The organism is Flavobacterium sp. RSP49 (assembly GCF_003968735.1).
Lineage (GTDB): Bacteria > Bacteroidota > Bacteroidia > Flavobacteriales > Flavobacteriaceae > Flavobacterium.
On record NZ_RYDN01000017.1, the window covers coordinates 31,905 to 54,632 of the forward strand.

Below are 22,728 nucleotides of genomic sequence, written 5' to 3' on the forward strand. Positions count from 1 at the left end.
GTTATTATTCTGATTAACGTTATTTAAGTAGTATTTTTACGAATCTAACTTTAAATGACTAAAAATGAAAAAACTTTTCTTTATTCTAACTTTAATTTTTTCAGCAGGAATAACTGCCCAAGAAATTAGAGTCTCCGGTGTTGTTACTGACGACTCCAACGCCACCTTACCTGGAACAACCATTATGATCAAAGGAATTGCAAAAGGCACGACTTCAGATATAGAGGGTAAATACACCATTACTGCAAAAATTGGAGATATTTTACAATTCTCCTATGTAGGTTTAGAAACAAAATCAGTTAAAATCACAGGAAGTACACTAAACATTACTTTAACGGGAAGTGGCGAAACATTACAAAATATAGTTATTATGGGTTCCCGTAATCCTACCAGAACCGTAACGGAATCTGCAGTACCTATTGATGTTATTTCTATGAAAGAAATCGCTTCACAAGGTGCTCAAACGAATTTGAATCAGATTTTAAATATGGTTGCGCCATCATTTACCTCAAATACAACAACTGTAGCTGATGGAACAGATCACATTGACCCTGCACAATTAAGAGGTTTAGGACCAGACCAAGTATTGGTTTTGATCAATGGAAAACGACGTCATACGTCATCTTTAGTAAACATCAATGGATCACCTGGCAGAGGAGCTGTAGGTACCGACTTGAATTCCATTCCCGCTTTTGCTATCGAAAAAATTGAAGTATTAAGAGATGGGGCTTCAGCTCAATATGGCTCAGATGCTATTGCTGGTGTAATCAACATCAACATGAAAAAAGATACTAAAAAATTAGAAATAAACCTTTTTGGAGGAAGTCATTTTTCTAAAAATGCTAACGACCATACCGGTGGAAATGATGGAAACAACATTCAAATTGATTTGAACTACGGAACAAATTTAGGAAAGGAAAAAAGTTTCATTAATATTACGGCAAGTGCTCAATTGAGAGGTCAAACAAGTCGTGCTAAAGAAGTTAAAGGAAATTTATTTAACCGATACAATGCTGTTGAAGAAAGAGCCAGAATAGCAGGTGTTAACATTAATAGTTTGTATGCGAATACGTTAAACACTACCCCTGGCTTTTACAACGGTTTGCTGAACACAATTAATACGTATGCGCAACAAGTAAGTTATTTTGATGCAACAACAAAAACTGCTATTCAAACTGCCGCATCGAATGGAAATTTATCCGGGATGAGAACTTTATTAGGAGTTGATGCCACAACTGACGAACTAGCCTTTAGAGGTTTAGTACGAAATGATTTTAATATGCGAGTAGGTCAATCATCACTTCAAAGCTCACAATTCTTTGTAAATGCTGCCTATCCTTTAACTGATAAATTAGAACTGTATGCTTTTGGAGGGAACAGCTACAGAACTGGTGAAGCTGCCGGTTTTTACAGAAGACCAAATCAATCTAGATCGTATACCGGTTTGTATCCAAATGGTTTTTTGCCTGAAATCCACTCGACAATTAACGACATTTCAGCAGCAGCGGGTCTTAGAGGTATAATTTTCGAAAATTGGAATTTTGACTTAAGCAATACTTTTGGAAGAAATGCATTTGATTATGGAGTTGAAAATACCGTAAATGCCTCTCTAAGAGAAAACTCTCCTACTGAATTTGACGCAGGTGGATTAGCCTTTAGCCAAAACACAACTAATTTCGACATGAACCGAAAATTTGGTGATTTGAACGTTGCTTTTGGAGCTGAATACCGAAATGAAAACTATAGTATTGGTGCAGGACAACCTGAATCATATAATTTATATGATATAAACGGTAATGTTGCTTTACCTGGAGTAACGCCCGCTAATCTGATAGTAACTGATTTCTTTGGATCTATTAGAGGGAATGGCTCCCAAGTATTTCCGGGTTTCAGGCCAACAAATGCTATTGACAAAGGTCGTAACAGTACCGCTATTTATGGAGATCTTGAATATGATGTTACAGAAAAATGGTTATTGAACGGAGCCGTTCGTTTTGAAAACTATTCTGATTTTGGAAACACTACTAATTTTAAAGTTGCCAGTCGTTATAAACTAACAGACAACATTAATTTGCGTGGTGCTGTTTCCACAGGTTTTCGCGCTCCTTCCTTACATCAAATCAATTTTAATGCTACAGCGACTCAATTTGTTGGTGGTGTACCATTTGAAGTAAGTACATTTAGTAATGATTCCCCGGCAGCGCAAGCCCTTGGAATCCCACAATTGAAACAAGAAGAATCTAAAAGTGCTAGTATTGGTTTTACCGCTAAAATTCCAGAAGGAAACATTACTTTGACTGCCGATGCTTATATTGTAAGAATAGATGACAGAGTAACTTTGACTGATCAATTTTCTCGTCCATCGGGAACGTTTGCTGACGGAACACCACAGAGAGAACTTCAACAACAATTTGATCTCGCTGGAGCAAATGCGGCAACCTTTTTTGCCAATGCTATTAGTACAGAGTCTAAAGGAATTGATATCATTATAACACATAAGCTAAATTTAGGAGCCATAGTAATCAAATCTGATTTAGCTACTACTTTTTCTCAAACAAGACAAGTGGGTGCGATTAAAGGTTCACCTACTTTAGTTGCTAATGGTCAAATCAACCGCTATTTTTCTGAAATGAGCAGAGTCTATCTAGAAGAAGCCATTCCAAGAGTTAAAGGAAATTTAACCAACTCCTTTACTTATAAAAAATTCGATTTCTTTTTGAGAAATGTTTACTTCGGCCAGGTTACTGATCCAAATACGGCTGATGTAAATGGAGATGGAAGAGTTGAAGGAGCAATAATAAATGGTCTAGCAGTCGAAATTGAGCATCCAATCTGGGGCGCAAAAATAATCACTGATTTATCTGTTGGTTTCAAAATTACGGAAACTACAAAAGTTGTAATTGGGGCTAACAATATTTTTGATATCTATCCTGATGTAAATCTTGGTACACAAACTGCAAAAAGAGCAAATGGTGTTGACACAAATGGCAATGTAACTTATGCTGCCAATGCAACAACAATTGACTTGTCAAATGCAAATCAATTTGCATATTCAAGAAACACCTCTCAATTTGGTCAAAACGGAAGATTTCTTTTCGCTCGATTAAGCTTGAGTTTCTAGAACTCCCTGTTTTACACTAAAAACCATTCGCCCACGCGAATGGTTTTTTTTTGGTTCATCCTTTGGTAAAAAAAAGAATCCAAACTTGTATCTTTACAGCTCTAAAACTTTGCCACTTAACACCAATGAATTTTCAAGTAGTATCCGATTACCAGCCCAAAGGCGACCAACCACAAGCGATTGACAAATTAGTTCAGGGGATTATTGATGGTGATAAATTCCAAACTTTATTAGGTGTTACCGGATCCGGAAAAACATTTACGGTAGCCAATGTAATTCAGGAAGTACAAAGACCCACTTTGGTTTTGGCACACAACAAAACGTTGGCGGCACAATTATACTCGGAATTCAAGCAATTCTTCCCGAATAATGCCGTGGAATATTTCGTTTCCTATTACGATTATTACCAACCCGAAGCTTTTATGCCTGTAACCGGCGTTTTCATCGAAAAGGATTTATCCATCAATGAAGAACTGGAAAAAATGCGAATGTCAACCACTGCATCCTTGCTTTCTGGACGAAGAGACATTTTAGTTGTGGCCTCCGTTTCGTGTTTGTACGGTATTGGAAATCCTGTCGAATTTCAGAAAAACTTGATACCAATTGAGAAAGGACAAATTATTTCCCGCACCAAATTATTACATCAACTGGTGCAAAGTTTATATTCCAGAACGGAAGCCGATTTTAATCCTGGAAGTTTTAGAATAAAAGGAGACACCGTTGATGTGTATCCTAGTTATGCTGACGAAGCCTACCGCATTCATTTTTTTGGTGATGAAATCGAAGAGATCGAAAGTTTTGACACCAAGAACTCTCAAGTTCTTGAAAAATTTGATAAACTGACGATTTATCCGGCCAATATGTTCGTGACTTCACCGGATGTTTTACAAGGTGCGATTTGGGAAATCCAACAGGATTTAGTAAAACAAGTCGATTATTTTAAAGAAATTGGAAAACATCTGGAAGCTAAACGATTAGAAGAACGCACCAATTTTGATTTGGAAATGATTCGGGAGCTAGGTTATTGCTCCGGAATTGAAAATTATTCCCGGTATCTGGACGGTCGTTTACCCGGAACAAGACCTTTTTGTTTACTGGATTATTTTCCAAAAGATTACTTGATGGTGGTGGATGAAAGTCACGTAACACTTTCACAAGTTAGTGCGATGTATGGTGGGGATAGAAGCCGAAAAGAGAACTTAGTGGAATATGGTTTCCGACTTCCTGCAGCAATGGACAATCGTCCTTTGAAGTTTGAAGAATTTGAAGCCATGCAAAATCAGGTAATTTATGTTTCAGCAACACCAGCCGATTATGAATTACAAAAAACGGAAGGTGTCGTTGTGGAACAAGTAATTCGTCCGACAGGATTATTGGATCCCATTATCGAAATCCGACCAAGTTTAAACCAGATTGATGATTTAATCGAAGAAATTCAGGTTCGGGCAGAAATTGACGAACGCGTTTTAGTGACAACTTTAACCAAAAGAATGGCAGAAGAACTCGCAAAATATTTAACGAAAGTCAATATTCGCTGTCGCTATATTCATTCTGAAGTCGACACTTTGGAACGAATAGAAATCATGCAAGATTTACGAAAAGGAATTTTTGATGTATTAATTGGTGTCAATTTACTTCGTGAAGGTCTGGATTTACCGGAAGTTTCTTTGGTGGCCATTTTAGATGCAGACAAAGAAGGTTTTTTACGAAGCCACCGCTCACTTACGCAAACAATTGGTCGCGCAGCAAGAAACCTAAACGGTAAAGCAATTATGTATGCGGATAAAATAACCGCCAGCATGCAAAAAACCATTGATGAAACAAATTATCGCAGAACCAAACAAATCAATTATAACACTGAAAACAATCAGACACCACAGGCATTAAACAAAAAAATAGAAAGTGCATTTACCAAAAATCCTTTGGTAGACTATGAATTGGGTCTCACTTTGAATGCCGCAGCCGAACCGAAAACTACATATCTATCAAAAACGGAAATCGAGAAACTTATCCGGGAAAAACGGAAATCGATGGAAAAAGCCGCAAAAGATCTGGACTTTATGCAGGCGGCAAAATTACGGGATGACATCAAGAGATTGCAGCAACAATTAACTTAATTATGTTGCTCTTGAAAAACAGTCAATAAGACTTCAGAATTAATAATTGCGTTTGGCGCTTCATCCATCAGCTTCAGAATTCGTTTTGTTGCAGCAGGATTAAGTCCCATTTCAATTGCTATTTGTTGGATGTTAACAGCTTCTTTCTTGTGCAAAATTCCGTCGCTATGCATCAGTAAAGCCAATCTATAAAATTGCTGTATCCGCTGAAATTCGGATTTAATGGGCAACTGTGGCAATTCTAAATGAAACAAATCATTGAAACCTCCTTTTTCTATATTCAATTCATTGGCTACAATAAACAAAAAATCATATTCTTTCTTGTGTAAATGACCATCAACTGTAGAAAAAGCAATCATCTCCAAAAGTAAACTTCTCTTTTCTTCGAATGTATCCATCAAATTATTATTTTTAGCTAAAATATTGTTTTTAAATTGAATTACAAAACGAACTAATGATTCAACGATACCTATTATTGCTGTTTATCCTTTTTTTGATACCAGAAATCAACGCTCAAGAGCCAAGACCTTCAGTTAGAACTTCGAAGCAGCGTACGGCATCAAAACAAGTTTCCACTTTTACTATCGAGGCTCCACAGCTTCAATCGACAAAGAAAATTTGGGTGTATTTACCCCAAAATTATGCCACATCCAAAAGAAAATTATCCGTAATTTACATGCATGATGCTCAAAATTTATTTGACGCTACAACTTCTTATTCAGGTGAATGGAATATAGACGAAAAACTGGATAGCCTAAAAGCACCCGTTATTGTTATAGGAGTTGAACATGGAAATGAAAAACGCATTGATGAACTGACGCCTTTTAAAAACGAGAAATATGGAGGAGGAAAAGCAGACCGTTATTTAGAATTTATCGTAAAAACCTTAAAACCGCACATCGATAAAACGTTCAGAACCAAAACCGACAAGAAAAACACTATCATCATGGGAAGTTCCCTTGGCGGTCTTACTTCGTATTACGCTGTTTTAAAATACCCCGAGATATTTGGAAAAGCGGGAGTATTCTCCCCTTCCTTTTGGTTTACCAAAGATATTTATGATCTGACTGAAAAGTCTAAAAAGATAAAGTCTAAAATCTATTTTCTATGTGGAGACAATGAAAGTGAAGATATGGTGACCGATTTGAATAAAATGGAATATTTACTGAATTCCAATAGATGTTCCTGCCTTAATTTGAATGAAAAGAAAATTGTAAAAGGCGGACAACACAATGAAAAATTATGGCGTGATGGTTTTGTAAAAGCTGTTTTATGGCTTGGTTACTAAATTATTCTGCTGCAAGTAAACACAACAAACATTAAAATCACATTCCTTATGGAACTAATCTTAAGAGCATACAACCTTAAACTGAAACATACATTCACGATTTCGAGAGAATCGATAGACTTTCAGCCTTCTTTGATTGTGGAATTACAAAGTGATGGTTATTCAGGTTTTGGCGAGGCAACTTCCAATCCGTACTACAAGACAACTGTTCCGGTGATGATGCAGGACTTGGAAAAAATCCGCATGCTAATTGAAAACTCAACAGATGAAACCCCTGAAGAATTTTGGGCAGCGATTCATCCGTATTTAAAAGACAATATGTTTGCCTTATGCGCTTTGGATATGGCCTTTACGGATTTGTATGCCCGTAAAAAAGAAAAAAAACTGTACCAATTGTGGAATTACACTACCGATAAAAATCCATTGACGGATTACACAATAGGAATTGCATCGATAGAAAAAATGGTGGCTAAAATGAAAGAATTACCTTGGCCAATTTATAAAATAAAATTAGGTACAAAGGAAGATATTGCCATTGTTACTGAACTTAGGAAACATACTGATGCTGTTTTTAGAATTGATGCCAACTGCGGCTGGGGTGTAGCAGAAACCATAAACAATGCCGTTGAACTAAAAAAATTAGGTGTCGAGTTTTTGGAACAACCCATGAAGGCAGGCAATTGGGAAGGACACAAGGAAGTTTTCAAACATTCTGTGTTATCAATTATAGCCGACGAAAGTTGTATTATAGAAGAAGATGTAGCCAAATGTCACAATCATTTTCATGGGATAAATGTCAAATTAGTAAAATGTGGCGGACTAACTCCCGGAAGACGGATGATTCAGGAAGCCAAGAAATTAGGGTTAAAAACCATGGTGGGCTGCATGACCGAATCAACAGTTGGAATATCCGCAATTGCGCACTTATTACCGCAATTGGATTATGTAGATATGGATGGCGCACTACTATTATCCGAGGATATTGCCACTGGTATTACCATTGATTTCGGCAAAATAAGCTATTCTGACTTGAATGGAACCGGTGTAACTTTAATGTAGTTTTAAATGAAAGTCAATCAATTTCCAGATCGAATAATTGAAGTAGAAAATGAGGAATATCTTTATTTTGGCGGAACAGCTTATTTGGGTTTGCCTACGCATCCCGAATTTCAAAACTTAATTATCAAAAATATTTTGCAATGGGGAACGGCTTACGGAAGTTCCAGAAGTGCCAATATTCAACTGACCGCTTATGAAAACGGAGAACGCTTTATAGCCCATTTTATCAAAGCAGATGCTGCACTTACGCTTTCGTCCGGTATGCTGGCAGGGAAAATAGTTGTTGAAATACTCGAGTCGCAAACCAATTGTTTTTTTCATTTTCCAGGCACACACGCCGCCATCAAAGCTCCTAACAGCTTACCTGTTTTTACTGAAAATGAATTAAATCCTCGTTTACTGGATACCGCAACTGAAAAAATTACGATTCTAACGGATTCTGTTCCATCCTTTCAGATAAGACCAATTGATCTTTCGATTTTAAATTCGATTCCGTCCAATAAAGAAATCACTTTGGTTATTGACGAATCGCATTCGCTTGGAATTTTGGGAACAAATGGTTGCGGAATTTATTCGACCATCAATCTTCCTAACATCAAAAGAAAAATCATAGTGGCCTCTTTAGGGAAAGCCTTTGGATTGACAGGAGGCGTAATTGCCAGTGATTCTGAATTTATTAATCAGATAAAAACTTGTGATACTTATATTTCCAGTGCTGGAATGAATGCCGCATTTGTACAAACCATGGCTGATGCAGCAGCAATTTATTTGCAACAGCATCAAAAACTAAAAGAAAATATTCAGTATATAGATGCTCATTTAATTAAAAACAAAGCCATTCATTTTGACCCCAAGTATCCGCTTATTTATCCGAAAATCATTGGACTTACTGAAATTTTGACCGCAAATAAGATCATAGTAACCAATTTTAAATACTCAACAGATACTCAAAATTTAAATAGAATTGTAATTACTGCCAATCATAGGAAAGAAGATTTAGATACTCTAATTCAGATTTTGAATTGCAACCAATTCTAAATCTAAAATTGTGTTGCAATTGCTTTTAAACCGTACCTTTATAAAAAATTAGAATATGATGACAAACAACGATATCTTTAAAAAACTTCGCGTCGCTTTAATGTTGCGTGACGATCAAATAGTTGAAATATTGGAATTGGTAGATTTTAGAATCACTAAATCCGAATTGGGTGCTTTTTTTCGCGATGAAAAACATGAAAACTACATAGAATGTGGTGATCAGGTGTTGCGTAATTTTCTAAATGCATTGGTTATTCACTTGCGTGGAACCAAAGAAAATCCAAAAAACCCAAATGATGTTTTAGCCAAGCACAAAGCTCAAATTCCTGCAAAAGAAGGAGCTAAAGATAGACCCGAGTTTAAGGCAAAACCAAGAGACGAAGAAAAATCAAGAGGTGATGAAGCACCTTCAAAATCAAGACCTGCTACAAAAAACACTTCTAAAAAACAGTATCCAAAAGGAAATTCAAAAGTCCAAATAGTGGAGAAAGTGAAATTTAATTTCGGAAAGAATAAAAAATCCTAAGTGAAAACGGCCCTTGTTATTGGAAGCACCGGTCTGATAGGATCTCAATTGTTGAATTTACTTTTAGATAGCAATGACTATCTAAAAGTAATCACTTTCGTAAAAAGAGATACCGGCATAAAGCATAAAAAACTAACCCAACACCTTATTGATTTTGACAAGCCGGAAACGTATAAACATTTAGTTATTGGCGATGATTTCTTTTGTACCATTGGTACCACAATCAAAAAAGCAGGAAATAAAGAAGCCTTCCGAAAAGTAGATTTTGAATATCCACGCCAGTTTGCCACTATTGCATTGTACAATAAAGCCAACCAATATTTGATTGTTTCCTCTTTGGGTGCTGATGCAAATTCTGGAAATTTCTATTTGAAAACAAAAGGAGAAATTCAAAATTTTCTTAAGGATTGTAATTTTAAAAGCGCTGTTGTAGTGCAACCTTCCCTACTTTTAGGAAACCGAGCAGAATTTAGATTTGGCGAAAGATTGGGTGCCTTTTTCATGCAAACGTTTTCATTTGTATTTCAAGGCAACTTGAAAAAATATAAGGCGATTGAAGCCAAAACAGTAGCAAAAGCACTTTTGAAAATTGCTCAAACTAATAATATAGGTTTCAAAATATATGAATCGGATGTGACTCAAGAAATTGGAAAGTAATACAAAAGCAAAATCCTGAATGAGAGTTCAGGATTTTCTGTAAGTTTGTTTGTATCAATGAATTCAAACCTTCAAATATGAAATGCCTCTTTATCCTTTACACATTATTTTTTACAACACTATTTTTTGGACAAAACAATAAAACAGAAGAACCAGCGGTGTTTATTGATTCTAACTTAATTGCAAGAAATGCAATTGAATATATTAACCAAAGTGAAATTGAATCTGTAAATGTTATTAAAAATGACACTTTAATAGATAATGTTTTGTACCAAGGTCAACTTTTTATTAGTTTAAAAAAACCCAAGAAATACGACTTTCTAACTTTAGAAAAAATCAAAACTGAATTTACCAATATAAAAAGTAACGATATCATTTATATGGTAAATGGAACATTTATAAAAGATAATATTGATACTTTCAAATTAGACCGCAACTATATTTTAGAAGTTGAAGTCACTAATTCAGAAGCATTTTACAATTTAAGGAAAAGCGATACAAAATTTGACATTATCAACATCTTGGGAAAAACGAAAGAGAATTTAGAAAATAAAAATAAGATTTTATTAAGAGGTCATGAAGCAATTGGCATAAAATAGATTTCCTTTTTTTAATAGTTAATCTCAATTTAAGAACTACAACTTAACATAGAACATCCCACTTTATCTCTAGCCCAATCGGGTCTTTTGGCAAACCATTTTTGAAAATTTGGTTGTTCATCATAAGGATTTTTGAGCATTTCGAATAATTCTTTCAACAAAGCATAATCTCCTGTATCCGCGTCATCAATACACAATTGCGCCATGTAATTCCGCAATACATATTTTGGGTTTACGGCATTCATTTGATTTTTTCTTTCTGTATCCAAAAGTATTTCTTCATTGATTCGAATGCTGTATTTCTCCAACCAATCGTACCAATCTTTCAACACCGTTTCATCCAAATCCTTTTCATTGTAAAAAGCGTCTTTTATTGAATCGAAAGCGGTAATTGCAAGATCAGCTTTAGTAACATCACTCAGATTTCTAAAGAAAATCGTCATATCTGTTTCTACCCGTTCCAGCAATTGGGTCAAACTCTGAATCAAAACAATATCGGATTCTTTTTTAATTTGGAAACCGAGTTTATTTCGCATCATATCCAAATACTCCTTTTCGTATTCCGTACTAAAAGCGTCCAAAATAGTTTCAAGTGGTTTTGCATCTTTAATCAAAGGATACAACGCATTCGCCAATTGATACAAATTCCAGAGTGCAATTTCAGGTTGATTGCCAAAACGGTATCTTTTATGTTGACTGTCCGTTGTATTAGGTGTCCAGCCGGAATTATAATCTTCCAACCAACCGTAAGGCCCATAATCAATCGTGATCCCGTGAATAGACATATTATCAGTATTCATAACGCCATGAACGAAACCAACGCGTTGCCAGTGTACAATCATTTTAAGTGTAGTTCGGGTTACTTCCTGAAAAAAGGCGAGATATTTTTCGATATCTTCCCCTTGAATGTGAGGAAAATGATGTTTGATCGTAAAATCAGCCAGTAATTTGAGATTAACATAATCTTCTCGAGAAGCAAACATTTCGAAACTACCAAAACGGATAAATGACGGAGCCACTCTGCAAACGATAGCGCCTTTTTCATAGGCAGGATTTCCATTATACATTACATCGCGCAATACCTGATCGCCAGAAAGCATAAGCGATAGCGAACGTGTTGTGGCAACACCTAAATAATGCATGGCTTCAGCGCATAAATGTTCCCGTATGGAAGAACGCAATACCGCAAAACCATCTGCAGTTCTGGAATATGGAGTTGGACCTGCTCCTTTTAGTTGTAAAGTATATATCTTATTTTCATGAATAACTTCGGTGAGATTGATGGCGCGACCATCTCCCAATTGTCCCGCCCAATTCCCAAATTGATGTCCGGCATAACACAAGGCAAAAGGATTTGTTTCCGGATAAACGGTGCTTCCTGAAAAAATGTCCAAAAAATCAGCTGAAAGTAGGTCTTCATCAGAAATGCCAATGGCATGAGCCACTTTATTAGAAGCATGAATTAGTGATGGGTTGGATGGTTTTTTGGGCAACACATACGAATATGCCGATTGCTGAACCTGTCTTGGTGTATTGATTTCAATGGGGTCAGCAGGCAATTCAGAAGTGAAATTATTTTTTATGTGGAGTTTCATAATACTAAAAAACATTAAAAACAAAGATAATTGTTATAAGCCAGAAAACTTTGCACTTTCGATTATTATTATGATTTGTTCGGTCAAAATAATTAAAAATTAATCCAAAAAAAATCCTGTTCGCCTTAGCAAACAGGATTTCAAATTTATAACAATTTTCTAATTAAGAAAGTGCAGCTTTTACTTGATCTGCAGCTTCTTGAAATTCAACAGCAGATAAAATTGGCATTCCTGAATTATCAATTAATTCTTTTGCAATAGCTGCATTGGTACCTTGTAAACGAACAATGATAGGCACTTTAATGGCATCTCCCATATTTTTGTATGCATCAACAACTCCTTGCGCCACACGGTCACAACGAACGATTCCACCAAAAATATTAATCAAAATAGCTTTTACATTTGGATCTTTTAAGATAATACGGAAAGCAGTTTCAACACGTTTTGCATCAGCAGTTCCACCTACGTCAAGGAAATTAGCAGGTTCAAAACCAGCATATTTAATTAAATCCATAGTTGCCATCGCTAAACCAGCTCCGTTCACCATACATCCCACAGTACCGTCAAGATCTACATAGTTCAAACCTACTTCTTTTGCTTCCACTTCGATTGGGTTTTCCTCACGAATGTCACGCATATCAGCATATTTTTTTTGTCTGTATAAAGCATTATCATCGATATTTACTTTAGCATCTACAGCCATAATTTTATTATCAGATGTTTTTAAAACCGGGTTGATTTCAAACATCGAAGCATCAGATCCAATATAAGCGTTATATAAAGAATCGATGAATTTTACCATTTCTTTGAAAGCATTACCAGAAAGACCTAAGTTAAAAGCGATTCTTCTTGCTTGAAAACCTTGTAATCCAACAGAAGGATCAATTTCTTCAGTGAAGATTAAATGTGGTGTATGCTCCGCAACTTCTTCAATATCCATTCCACCTTCAGTAGAATACATGATCATATTACGTCCAGTTGCTCTATTTAATAATACAGAAACATAAAATTCTGAAGTTTCACTTTCCCCAGGATAGTAAACATCTTCAGCAATTAAAACTTTATGTACTCTTTTACCTTCTGCAGAAGTTTGAGGTGTAATCAATTGCATCCCGATGATTTGTGTTGCAATTTCTTCTACTTGTTGTAAGTTTTTAGCAAGCTTAACTCCACCACCTTTTCCACGTCCACCTGCGTGAACTTGGGCTTTTACAACATACCAACTTGTACCAGTTTCGGTAGTTAATTGTTTGGCAGCAGCAACCGCTTCTACTGGACTATTAGCAACGATTCCGCGTTGAATGCGAACCCCGTAACTAGCTAAAATCTCTTTTCCTTGATATTCGTGTATGTTCATAATATAGAATTTGTCTGGATTCTGAATTTATTTCAGAATAAAAGTGCCACAAAAATAGCAAAATTAAACGTAACTGTTATTTTTTTTTTGATTTAAATGGAGTCTAAATTTCAATAGTCCAAACGAAACTACAACTCCTTTCAAAATAAAAAAATATAAAGATTAACTCCAAATTTGTTATAAATTCAAAAGCAAAATGATCGGTAAAATATTTCTTTCAAAACTATCAATCCATCGGCTCCTATTTGGTTTTCTCGTTGTAGAAAAATCAAATCGAATGCGTTAAAATCCTATTATTATGTTTTATTTAACCTTTTTCTACTATAACTGTAAAAACAAGCCGTTTTTAACTTTTACCCCTATTATATGTTACTAAATCTTTAATTTTGTATAAAAAATATTAAGCATGAAAGTTAAAGAACAAGGCCTTTATTTGCCCGAATTTGAACACGACAATTGCGGAGCAGGATTCATTTGTAATCTAAATGGAATCAAATCAAATGATATCATACACAAAGCATTGGATATTCTAATCAAATTAGAACATCGAGGTGCGGTGAGTTCAGATGGCAGAACGGGAGATGGAGCGGGAATATTATTTGATATCCCTCATGATTTTTTTAAGAAAGTTTGTGATTTTGAAATCCCCGAGACAAAACAATATGCCGTAGGAATGGTCTTTATGCCCAAAAGTAAAAACCAAGTTGTTTTTTGTAAAACGACTTTCGAAACTTCGATACGCGATCAAAATTTAGAAATATTAGGATGGAGAGACGTACCGGTTGATGCCACTAATTTAGGCCGAATTGCCGGTGAGAAAGAACCAACCGTGAAACAAGTGTTTGTGGGTAAAAAAGGCTTAGACCTTACGGAACAACAATTTAATGCTAAATTATTTGCAGCGAGAAAAATTGCAGAACATGCGATCCAAAATTCAAGGATTTCAGAAAGCCACATGTTCTATTTTTCCAGTTGTTCCACCACCACAATCATCTATAAAGGATTATTGATGCCGGAAGACATCAGTAGGTATTATACGGATTTACTAGATGACGATTTGGTAACCCGATTAGCTTTGGTTCATCAACGTTTTTCTACCAACACATTCCCATCTTGGGAATTAGCGCAACCGTTCCGTTACATGTGCCACAATGGTGAGATCAATACACTACGTGGTAATATTAGTCGCATGCGTGCTCGTGAGGAATTGATGAAAAGTGATGTTTTTGGTGACGATATCAAAAAATTATTTCCAATCATTTTAGAAGGAAAATCAGATTCAGCTTCAATGGATATGGTAATTGAACTGTTATTGATGACAGGCCGCTCCTTGCCGGAAGCTATGATGATGGTTGTCCCTGAAGCGTGGGAAAAACACCAGACGATGTCCGCCGATAAAAAAGCTTTTTACGAATACAATGCTTGCATCATGGAACCTTGGGATGGCCCAGCCTCTATTCCTTTTACTGATGGTAATGTTATTGGTGCTTTGTTAGATAGAAATGGATTGCGTCCTTCTCGTTATACATTGACTAAAAGTGGTTTCGTAATTATGTCTTCAGAAATTGGTGTTCTTGATATTAAACCCGAAGATGTAGTGCAACATGGTCGTTTAGAACCCGGAAAAATGTTTTTGGTTGACATGAATGAAGGCCGGATTATAGAAGATGACGAGATCAAAAATGCAATTGTCACAAAACGTCCTTATCAGCAATGGCTGGATGAAAATTTAGTACAATTATCTCAAATACCGTATACTCATAATCAAATTCCTGTAGAAAATATTGATTTTGAGACCAGACAAAGACTCTTTGGATATACACTAGAAGACTTAAAGACCATCATAAATCCTATGGGAATCCGAGGGGCAGAGGCATTAAGTTCTATGGGAAATGATACTCCTTTAGCGGTTTTGTCAGATCAGCCACAGCTTTTGTACAACTATTTCAAACAGTTATTTGCTCAGGTTACCAATCCACCACTAGATGGGATTCGCGAAGAAATCATAACTGATATTAGTCTGGCTATTGGGGGAGATTATAACATATTTGACATTGTTCCAAAACATTGTAAGAAACTAAAAATCCAAAATCCAGTAATCTCAAATGAGGATTTAGATAAAGTAAAAAACATTGATCATGCTGATTTCAAATCAGTAACAATTACAACTTTATACGATATCGAAAAAGGAGTAAATGGTTTAGAACGCGCTTTAGAACGCGCGGTTCAAGCTACTTTCAAAGCCGTTTCTGAAGGATGTAATATTGTAATCATTTCGGATAGAGGCGTGAGCGAAAAAATGGCTCCAATCCCAATGCTATTGGCTTGTTCCTATATTCATCATTCGATGAACATCCTGAAATCTCGTTCTAAGTTTGGAATCATCATTGAATCTGCAGAACCACGAGAGCCGCATCATTTTGCCTTATTATTTGGCTATGGTGCAAGTGCAATTAATCCTTATATGGTGAATGAAATTATTCACAACCAAGTAAATGAAGGTTTTATTACTGGTATTAAAGCAGATTATGCCATTAAAAACTATAATAAAGCGATTGCAAAAGGGATCCTGAAAATTATGAATAAAATTGGCATCTCTACGCTACATTCGTACAGAGCTGCACAGATTTTTGAAATTTTGGGATTAAATAAAACATTCACTTCTAAATATTTTCCCTACACTCCTTCCAGAATTGAAGGAATTGGTCTAATGGAAATCGAAAAAGAAATCAAAAAAAGATACCAGAAAGCTTTTCCAAATTCGAAAGTGAGTAATTTACTGCCTCTGGAAATTGGCGGAATTTATAGATGGAGAAGATCCGGAGAAAAACACATGTTTAATCCAACAACGATTTCTAAATTACAACAAGCGGTACGTTTAAATAGTCCTGAAAGTTATAAGGAATACTCTGATATGGTCAATGACCAAAGTGAAAATCTAATGACAATTAGAGGTTTGTTTGAGTTCAATAATCTGGATCCTATTTCAATTGATGAAGTCGAACCTTGGACCGAAATTGTAAAAAAATTCAAAACTGGAGCCATGTCCTATGGTTCAATCAGTCAGGAAGCCCATGAAAATCTAGCAATTGCTATGAATAGAATTGGTGGAAAAAGCAACTCTGGAGAAGGTGGAGAAGATCCAAAACGATTCCAAAAAGACTTAAATGGAGATTCAAGAAATAGTGCTATCAAGCAAGTCGCTTCCGGAAGATTTGGAGTTTCTATTAATTATCTGACCAATGCCAAAGAGATTCAAATAAAAATGGCTCAAGGTGCAAAACCCGGAGAAGGTGGACAATTACCCGGCGAAAAAGTAGTGCCTTGGATTGCCGAAGTAAGAAATTCTACTCCTTATGTTGGATTAATTTCGCCTCCACCCCACCATGATATTTACTCTATTGAAGATTTATCCCAATTAATTTTTGATCTAAAAAATGCCAATCGTGAAGCTAGAATTAATGTAAAATTAGTTTCAGAAGTGGGCGTTGGAACGATCGCTGCCGGTGTTGCCAAAGCAAAAGCCGATGTGATTTTGATTTCAGGATATGATGGAGGAACTGGAGCTGCACCATTAACTTCACTACAACACACCGGTATTCCATGGGAACTTGGCCTTGCCGAAGCACAACAGACTTTAATCTTGAATGATTTAAGAAGCCGTGTCGTATTAGAATGTGACGGACAATTGAAAACAGGACGTGATGTAGCTATTGCAGCTTTACTTGGAGCTGAAGAATTTGGATTTGCGACTGCTCCTTTAGTCGCATCCGGTTGTATTATGATGAGAGCCTGTCACTTGAACACCTGCCCCGTAGGTATTGCGACACAAGATCCAGAACTGAGAAAAAATTTCAAAGGAACACCGGAACATATTATTAACTTTATGTATTTTATTGCTGAGGAGTTAAGAGAAATCATGGCGCAACTTGGATATAGAACCTTAAAAGAAATGGTGGGACAATCTCAAAAATTAAATGTCAATAAAGCCATCAAGCATTATAAAGCCAGCGGATTAGATTTATCGGCTATTTTGTATAAACCTGAAAAAGCAAAAGAGGTTCCAAACCACAATACTACAACACAAGATCACGCACTAGAACACGTGCTTGACTTTGACATCATAAAAGCCGCTATTCCATCCATTTACAGGAAAGAGAAAACGAGAGTTACATTTGATATTAAAAATACAGATCGTTCCGTTGGCGCTATATTGAGTAATGAAATTTCAAAAATATATGGTGCACAAGGATTACCAGATGATACCATATTGGTAGATTTCACAGGTTCAGCAGGTCAAAGTTTTGGTGCTTTTGCAACTAATGGCTTGTCCTTTAAAATACATGGAAACTGTAATGATTATTTGGGGAAAGGACTTTCCGGAGGTAAATTAATTATTAAAGTCCCACCCGCTGCCACATTCAAGCCAGAGGAGAATATTATCATTGGTAATGTGGCGCTCTATGGAGCAATCACCGGCGAAGCCTATATCAACGGAATGGCTGGAGAACGTTTTTGCGTGAGAAACTCGGGAGCAACAGCTGTTGTGGAAGGAATTGGAGATCATGGTTGTGAATACATGACTGGAGGAACTGTAATTGTATTAGGAAAAACAGGACGAAATTTTGCAGCTGGAATGAGCGGTGGTATTGCGTATGTTTTTGATCCAAATAAAAAATTCGATGCTACTCTTTGTAATATGGAAATGGTCGCTTTTGAAACATTAGAAGATGATGACATTACTAAACTGAGACGTTTAATAAAAAATCATTCATTGTACACCAATAGTCCACTTGCAAAAAGAATTTTAGAAGATTGGGAAAACCAACGCAACCATTTTGTCAAAGTGATGCCTACTGATTACAAAAAGGCATTAGAAAGATTAGCCGAAGAAAAAAAAATTGAAGAACTACTAGCACTATAGTTATGGGAAAGATAGGAGGATTTAAAGAATATACTAGAACAGATGAAAGCACTGTACTAGTTGAAGAGCGTGTATCAAATTACAATGAGTTTACAATTCAGTTAGAAAAAGATAAAATTAAAGAACAAGGATCCAGGTGCATGGATTGTGGGATTCCTTTTTGCCACAGCGCCTGTCCGTTGGGAAATTTAATTCCTGATTTTAACGATATGGTGCATCAGGAAGAATGGGAAGGTGCCTTGAAAATATTACAATCAACCAATAATTTTCCTGAATTTACGGGTCGTTTATGCCCCGCTCCATGTGAAAAGTCATGTGTGTTAGGAATTATAAGTGAGCCAGTAGCAATTGAAAATATTGAAAAAAATATTATCGAAAGAGGTTTTGCTGAAGGTTGGATCAAACCACAACCTCCAGAAGTTAGAACAGGAAAAACAGTCGCCGTTATTGGCTCCGGTCCTGCTGGATTAGCAGCAGCACAACAGTTAAATCGTGCAGGACACACCGTTACCGTTTTTGAAAGAGACAACGCCATCGGTGGATTACTACGTTACGGAATTCCAAATTTCAAATTAGAAAAAGGAATTATCGACAGACGGGTTACTGTTTTAGAAGCTGAAGGAATCACTTTTAAAACGAATATAAATGTTGGCGTAAACTATAGTGTTGAAGAATTGAACGCTTTTGATTCAATCGTATTATGCGGTGGCGCCACAGAAAGAAGAAGTTTGCCTACCAAAGGAATAGAAAGTCAAGGAGTGGTGCAGGCAATGACTTTCTTGACACAACAAACTAAATCACTATATGGTGAAGTAATTCCAGGTCAAATAATGGCTACCGGTAAGGATGTTATCGTTATAGGTGGCGGAGATACTGGTTCTGATTGTGTGGGAACATCAAACAGACATGGAGCTAAATCAGTGACTAATTTTGAGATTTTACCTAAACCACCCGTTGGAAGAAGTGAAACTACCCCTTGGCCGTTTTGGCCATTACAATTAAAAACGTCCTCTTCTCATGAAGAAGGGTGTAATAGAAACTGGTTGATCAATACCAAAGAATTCATTTCTAATGAAAGCGGCCAACTTGTAGGTTTAAAAACCGTTGAAGTGGCTTGGAAAATGACGCCGGGACAAAGACCTGAATTGATAGAAAAAGAAGGTTCAGAAAAAATTTGGCCATGTGATTTAGCTTTATTGGCACTTGGATTTACGGGTCCGGAGAAAACATTAAGTGATCAATTAGGATTAGAAACTGACATCCGAAGCAATTATAAAGCAACCAATTATCAAACGAATATTCCTCATATATTTACTGCAGGTGACATGCGAAGAGGACAATCTTTAATTGTATGGGCAATATCTGAAGGTCGAGAGGCAGCCAGAGAAGTCGATAAATACTTGATGGGGTATACCAATTTACCTACCAAAGGAAATGGTGATTTACCCAACTTATAATTCTTGCTATCATTTTTTAACCCTTGACAGAAAAATTTGTCAAGGGTTATTTTTTTTAAATCAATAATAAATGTTCAATTTATAACTTTTTGTTAGAATTTGTTAGAATTCATTCATTAGCTTGTGGGACTAAATAAAGAGTAATAAATTTGCTGAAAATTAATAACCATGCAATCAAAAGACTTACTTCAATTAGCAGAACAATTTGGCAGTCCAATATACGTTTATGATGCCGAAAAAATACAATCTCAATACAATAGATTAACTAAAGCATTTTCTAAAGTAGACAAGTTACGCATCAATTATGCCATGAAAGCATTGTCAAATGTTGCAATACTCCAGTTATTAAAGGATATGGGAGCTGGTCTAGATACCGTTTCTATTCAAGAAGTCCTATTAGGCCTTCATGCCGGTTATGCACCCGAAAAAATATTTTATACTCCAAACGGAGTTTCTCTCGAAGAAATTGAAGAAGTAAACGCGATGGGAGTTCAAATAAATATTGATAATTTATCAATATTAGAACAATTTGGGACTAAACATCCTAACGTACCTGTTTGTATTCGAATCAATCCACACGTAATGGCTGGTGGAAATACAAATATTTCTGTAGGACATATCGATAGTAAATTTGGAATCTCGATTCATCAATTGCCACACCTTGTTCGTATTGTAGAAAACACCAAAATGAATATTGTTGGCATTCACATGCACACTGGTTCTGATATTTTAGACATCGAAGTCTTTTTATATGCTGCCGAAATATTATTTGATGCGGCTAAAAACTTCAAAAATCTTGAATTCCTAGACTTTGGAAGTGGATTTAAAGTGCCATATAAAAAAGACGATATCGAAACGGACATCGAAGAATTAGGCAAAAAACTATCCAAAAGATTCAATGCGTTTTGTACTGAATATGGAAAAGAATTAACCTTGATATTTGAGCCCGGCAAATTTTTAGTAAGCGAGGCTGGCTTCTTTTTAGCTAAAGTTAATGTAGTGAAACAAACTACTTCGACTGTTTTTGCTGGAATAGACAGTGGTTTTAATCACCTTATCAGACCAATGTTGTACGGATCGCAACATCATATCGAAAACATCTCTAACCCCAAAGGAAAAGAACGTTTTTACTCCGTAGTAGGATACATTTGTGAAACGGATACTTTTGCAAACAACAGAAGGATTTCAGAAATCAAAGAAGGGGATATTTTATGTTTTAGAAACGCCGGAGCCTACTGCTTCTCAATGGCATCAAATTACAACTCCAGATACAAGCCTGCAGAGGTTTTATGGCTCAATGGAGAAGGCCATTTAATCCGTGCCCGCGAAAGTTTTGAAGATTTACTTAAAAACCAGATTCCGTTACCCATAGCAGCGACAGTCTAAAATAGGAATCCCATTTGTCCATGCAAATGGGATTTTTTTATTATTAAACCCATAGCAATTTGAAACCTGTTTCATTCCAAAAAAATAATCAATCCTTAACATACTGCATGAAGTAGTTTCTTTACATTTGGAATTCTTACAAAAAAAAGAAACAATGAATAGACGAAAATTTTTCAAGAATGGCTCTTTATTTGCAATTGGCGCAACTGTACTAAATCCTTTTGAAGGCAATGCACAAGATTTTGATACTTTAAACAAAAATAAAAAAGCCAAAAACATCATTGTGATTATTAGCGACGGAATGAGTATCGGAACCCTAAATATGGCTGATCTGTACCTGAATAGAAAAATGGGAAAGGGAAGCAATTGGATTCAATTGTACAAAGACAATAAAGTAACTCGCGCATTAATGGATATGGCTTCTGCCTCTTCCATCGTTACAGATTCTGCTGCTGCAAGTTCTTCATGGGGAAGCGGTTTCCGAGTCAAAAATGGCTCGTTAAATGTTGGAATAAATGGAGAAGAATACCTCCCAATATGGCAAAAATTTAAAAAAGCAGGAAAAATGGCTGGTTGTGTAACTACAGTACCTATCACACATGCCACACCAGCCGGTTTTTGTATTGCCTCAAAAAGCAGAAACAGCCAGGAAAGTATTGCTGAAATGTATCTAGACTTGAAATTTGATATCATGATGGGTGGCGGAAATAATTATTTTTCATCCGAAAGCCGTAAAGACAAACGCGATATGTACCAAGAATTTTCTAACAACGGATTTTCGGTAGTTAAAAATAAAAGTGAAATGCTGGCTAGCGACAACAGTAAACCAATACTTGGCCTATTTCATAATGATGGCCTTCCTTACTCAAAAGATAGAGAAAGTAGCAAGGAATTATCGGGTTCCATTCCTACTTTAGCTGAAATGACGGAACGTGCAATTGATAAAATGAAAGACCACCCCAATGGTTTTGTGCTTCAAGTCGAAGCTGGAAAAGTAGATTGGGCCGCACATGGAAATGACATCACGGGCTTACTTTATGATCAAGTTGCCCATGACGATGCGGTGAAAGTAGCAATTGATTTTGCAGAAAAAGACACAAATACTCTAGTCATCATTACTACAGATCATGGAAATGCTAATCCTGGAATTATTTACGGAAAAGATGCTGATGCTAATTTTGACAGCATTCAAAAGTACAAACAAACAAACGATTGGATTTTAAATGGAATTGGTCAGGAAACTACCGTATCACAAGTGATAGAAAGAATTGAATATGCAAATAGAACAATTCTAAAAGAAAATGAAGCTAAGGAAATTTTAAATTTTTATTCGAATATTAAACTGGAAGAAGGCCTATATAATCCTAAACATCTACCGTTCAAAGTGCTGGCAGAAATTCAAAAGAAACACAATTCAGTAGGTTGGATTAGTATGGATCATTCCGCTGATTATACTGAATTAGCCCTATATGGTCCTGGAAGCCATTTACTAAAACCATTTATAAAAAACACTGACTTGCATCATCTAATGCTAGAAGCTGCTGAAATAGAAAATAAATTTTAGCATAAACAAGACTCTGAAAATCCAAGTAAAATAAAAAACG

The 22,728-nt window shown here is 36.0% G+C and carries 15 protein-coding genes; 12 read left to right on the forward strand and 3 right to left on the reverse strand.

The annotated features are described in order from the left end of the window. Window positions 1-64: 64 nt before the first annotated feature. Together EKM02_RS09695 and uvrB are read left to right on the forward strand one after the other, a co-directional pair. Window positions 65-3,121: a TonB-dependent receptor domain-containing protein gene (locus tag EKM02_RS09695; RefSeq protein ID WP_126454613.1), complete on the forward strand. Its 3,057-nt coding sequence runs from the start codon at window positions 65-67 to the stop codon at window positions 3,119-3,121. 125 nt (window positions 3,122-3,246) lie between these two features. Further along, the gene (uvrB, locus tag EKM02_RS09700) at window positions 3,247-5,238 is read left to right on the forward strand and encodes an excinuclease ABC subunit UvrB (RefSeq protein WP_126454615.1); all 1,992 of its coding nucleotides are present in this window, start codon (window positions 3,247-3,249) and stop codon (window positions 5,236-5,238) included. Here the strand turns inward: uvrB and EKM02_RS09705 are convergent. Next, complete coding sequence (locus tag EKM02_RS09705) at window positions 5,235-5,636, reverse strand: excinuclease ABC subunit B (protein ID WP_126454617.1); 402 nt, start codon at window positions 5,634-5,636, stop codon at window positions 5,235-5,237. The two genes, uvrB and EKM02_RS09705, sit on opposite strands and share 4 nt — an antisense overlap. Window positions 5,637-5,692: 56 nt before the next feature. Here EKM02_RS09705 and EKM02_RS09710 point away from each other — a divergent pair, with 56 nt between their 5' ends. The 6 genes from EKM02_RS09710 (at window position 5,693) to EKM02_RS09735 (ending at window position 10,405) form a co-directional block, all read left to right on the forward strand. Next, window positions 5,693-6,526: an alpha/beta hydrolase gene (locus EKM02_RS09710; RefSeq protein ID WP_126454619.1), complete on the forward strand. Its 834-nt coding sequence runs from the start codon at window positions 5,693-5,695 to the stop codon at window positions 6,524-6,526. A 48-nt stretch (window positions 6,527-6,574) separates the two neighbouring features. Continuing rightward, entirely contained in the window at window positions 6,575-7,585 is a 1,011-nt protein-coding gene (locus EKM02_RS09715) for a dipeptide epimerase (protein WP_126454621.1), read from the forward strand. Window positions 7,586-7,591: 6 nt separating this feature from the next. Further along, entirely contained in the window at window positions 7,592-8,623 is a 1,032-nt protein-coding gene (locus EKM02_RS09720; protein ID WP_126454623.1) for an aminotransferase class I/II-fold pyridoxal phosphate-dependent enzyme, read from the forward strand. 58 nt (window positions 8,624-8,681) lie between these two features. Then, window positions 8,682-9,149, forward strand: a complete 468-nt coding sequence (locus EKM02_RS09725) for a DUF1456 family protein (RefSeq protein WP_126454659.1) — start codon at window positions 8,682-8,684, stop codon at window positions 9,147-9,149. Then, window positions 9,150-9,806, forward strand: a complete 657-nt coding sequence (locus tag EKM02_RS09730) for an oxidoreductase (RefSeq protein WP_126454625.1) — start codon at window positions 9,150-9,152, stop codon at window positions 9,804-9,806. 77 nt (window positions 9,807-9,883) lie between these two features. Continuing rightward, the gene (locus tag EKM02_RS09735; RefSeq protein ID WP_126454627.1) at window positions 9,884-10,405 is read left to right on the forward strand and encodes a hypothetical protein; all 522 of its coding nucleotides are present in this window, start codon (window positions 9,884-9,886) and stop codon (window positions 10,403-10,405) included. 29 nt (window positions 10,406-10,434) lie between these two features. Here the strand turns inward: EKM02_RS09735 and EKM02_RS09740 are convergent, their stop codons facing one another. Together EKM02_RS09740 and sucC are read right to left on the reverse strand one after the other, a co-directional pair. Next, window positions 10,435-12,003 carry a protein adenylyltransferase SelO gene (locus tag EKM02_RS09740; protein ID WP_199878480.1) on the reverse strand — a complete coding sequence of 523 codons (1,569 nt, stop codon included), beginning with the start codon at window positions 12,001-12,003 and terminating at the stop codon, window positions 10,435-10,437. A gap of 160 nt (window positions 12,004-12,163) precedes the next feature. Beyond that, entirely contained in the window at window positions 12,164-13,357 is a 1,194-nt protein-coding gene (gene sucC, locus EKM02_RS09745; protein ID WP_126454631.1) for an ADP-forming succinate--CoA ligase subunit beta, read from the reverse strand. Window positions 13,358-13,763: 406 nt separating this feature from the next. Here sucC and gltB point away from each other — a divergent pair, with 406 nt between their 5' ends. From gltB to EKM02_RS09765, 4 genes are all read left to right on the forward strand, one after another. Continuing rightward, complete coding sequence (gene gltB, locus EKM02_RS09750) at window positions 13,764-18,281, forward strand: glutamate synthase large subunit (protein WP_126454633.1); 4,518 nt, start codon at window positions 13,764-13,766, stop codon at window positions 18,279-18,281. A 2-nt stretch (window positions 18,282-18,283) separates the two neighbouring features. After that, complete coding sequence (locus EKM02_RS09755; RefSeq protein ID WP_126454635.1) at window positions 18,284-19,738, forward strand: glutamate synthase subunit beta; 1,455 nt, start codon at window positions 18,284-18,286, stop codon at window positions 19,736-19,738. A gap of 168 nt (window positions 19,739-19,906) precedes the next feature. Next, a complete protein-coding gene (gene lysA, locus EKM02_RS09760) occupies window positions 19,907-21,124 on the forward strand; it encodes a diaminopimelate decarboxylase (RefSeq protein ID WP_126454637.1) in 1,218 nt (405 codons plus the stop codon). 154 nt (window positions 21,125-21,278) lie between these two features. Continuing rightward, window positions 21,279-22,688, forward strand: a complete 1,410-nt coding sequence (locus EKM02_RS09765) for an alkaline phosphatase (RefSeq protein WP_126454639.1) — start codon at window positions 21,279-21,281, stop codon at window positions 22,686-22,688. Window positions 22,689-22,728 lie beyond the last annotated feature (40 nt).

Excerpts from the sequence above, each read along its gene's own strand:
- EKM02_RS09720 (WP_126454623.1), top strand. The coding sequence starts at position 7,592 with ATGAAAGTCAATCAATTTCCAGATCGAATAATTGAAGTAGAAAATGAG.
- gltB (WP_126454633.1), top strand. The coding sequence starts at position 13,764 with ATGAAAGTTAAAGAACAAGGCCTTTATTTGCCCGAATTTGAACACGAC.
- lysA (WP_126454637.1), top strand. The coding sequence starts at position 19,907 with ATGCAATCAAAAGACTTACTTCAATTAGCAGAACAATTTGGCAGTCCA.
- EKM02_RS09705 (WP_126454617.1), bottom strand. The coding sequence starts at position 5,636 with ATGGATACATTCGAAGAAAAGAGAAGTTTACTTTTGGAGATGATTGCT.
- EKM02_RS09735 (WP_126454627.1), top strand. The coding sequence starts at position 9,884 with ATGAAATGCCTCTTTATCCTTTACACATTATTTTTTACAACACTATTT.
- uvrB (WP_126454615.1), top strand. The coding sequence starts at position 3,247 with ATGAATTTTCAAGTAGTATCCGATTACCAGCCCAAAGGCGACCAACCA.
- EKM02_RS09725 (WP_126454659.1), top strand. The coding sequence starts at position 8,682 with ATGACAAACAACGATATCTTTAAAAAACTTCGCGTCGCTTTAATGTTG.
- EKM02_RS09755 (WP_126454635.1), top strand. The coding sequence starts at position 18,284 with ATGGGAAAGATAGGAGGATTTAAAGAATATACTAGAACAGATGAAAGC.
- EKM02_RS09715 (WP_126454621.1), top strand. The coding sequence starts at position 6,575 with ATGGAACTAATCTTAAGAGCATACAACCTTAAACTGAAACATACATTC.
- sucC (WP_126454631.1), bottom strand. The coding sequence starts at position 13,357 with ATGAACATACACGAATATCAAGGAAAAGAGATTTTAGCTAGTTACGGG.
- EKM02_RS09695 (WP_126454613.1), top strand. The coding sequence starts at position 65 with ATGAAAAAACTTTTCTTTATTCTAACTTTAATTTTTTCAGCAGGAATA.
- EKM02_RS09710 (WP_126454619.1), top strand. The coding sequence starts at position 5,693 with ATGATTCAACGATACCTATTATTGCTGTTTATCCTTTTTTTGATACCA.
- EKM02_RS09765 (WP_126454639.1), top strand. The coding sequence starts at position 21,279 with ATGAATAGACGAAAATTTTTCAAGAATGGCTCTTTATTTGCAATTGGC.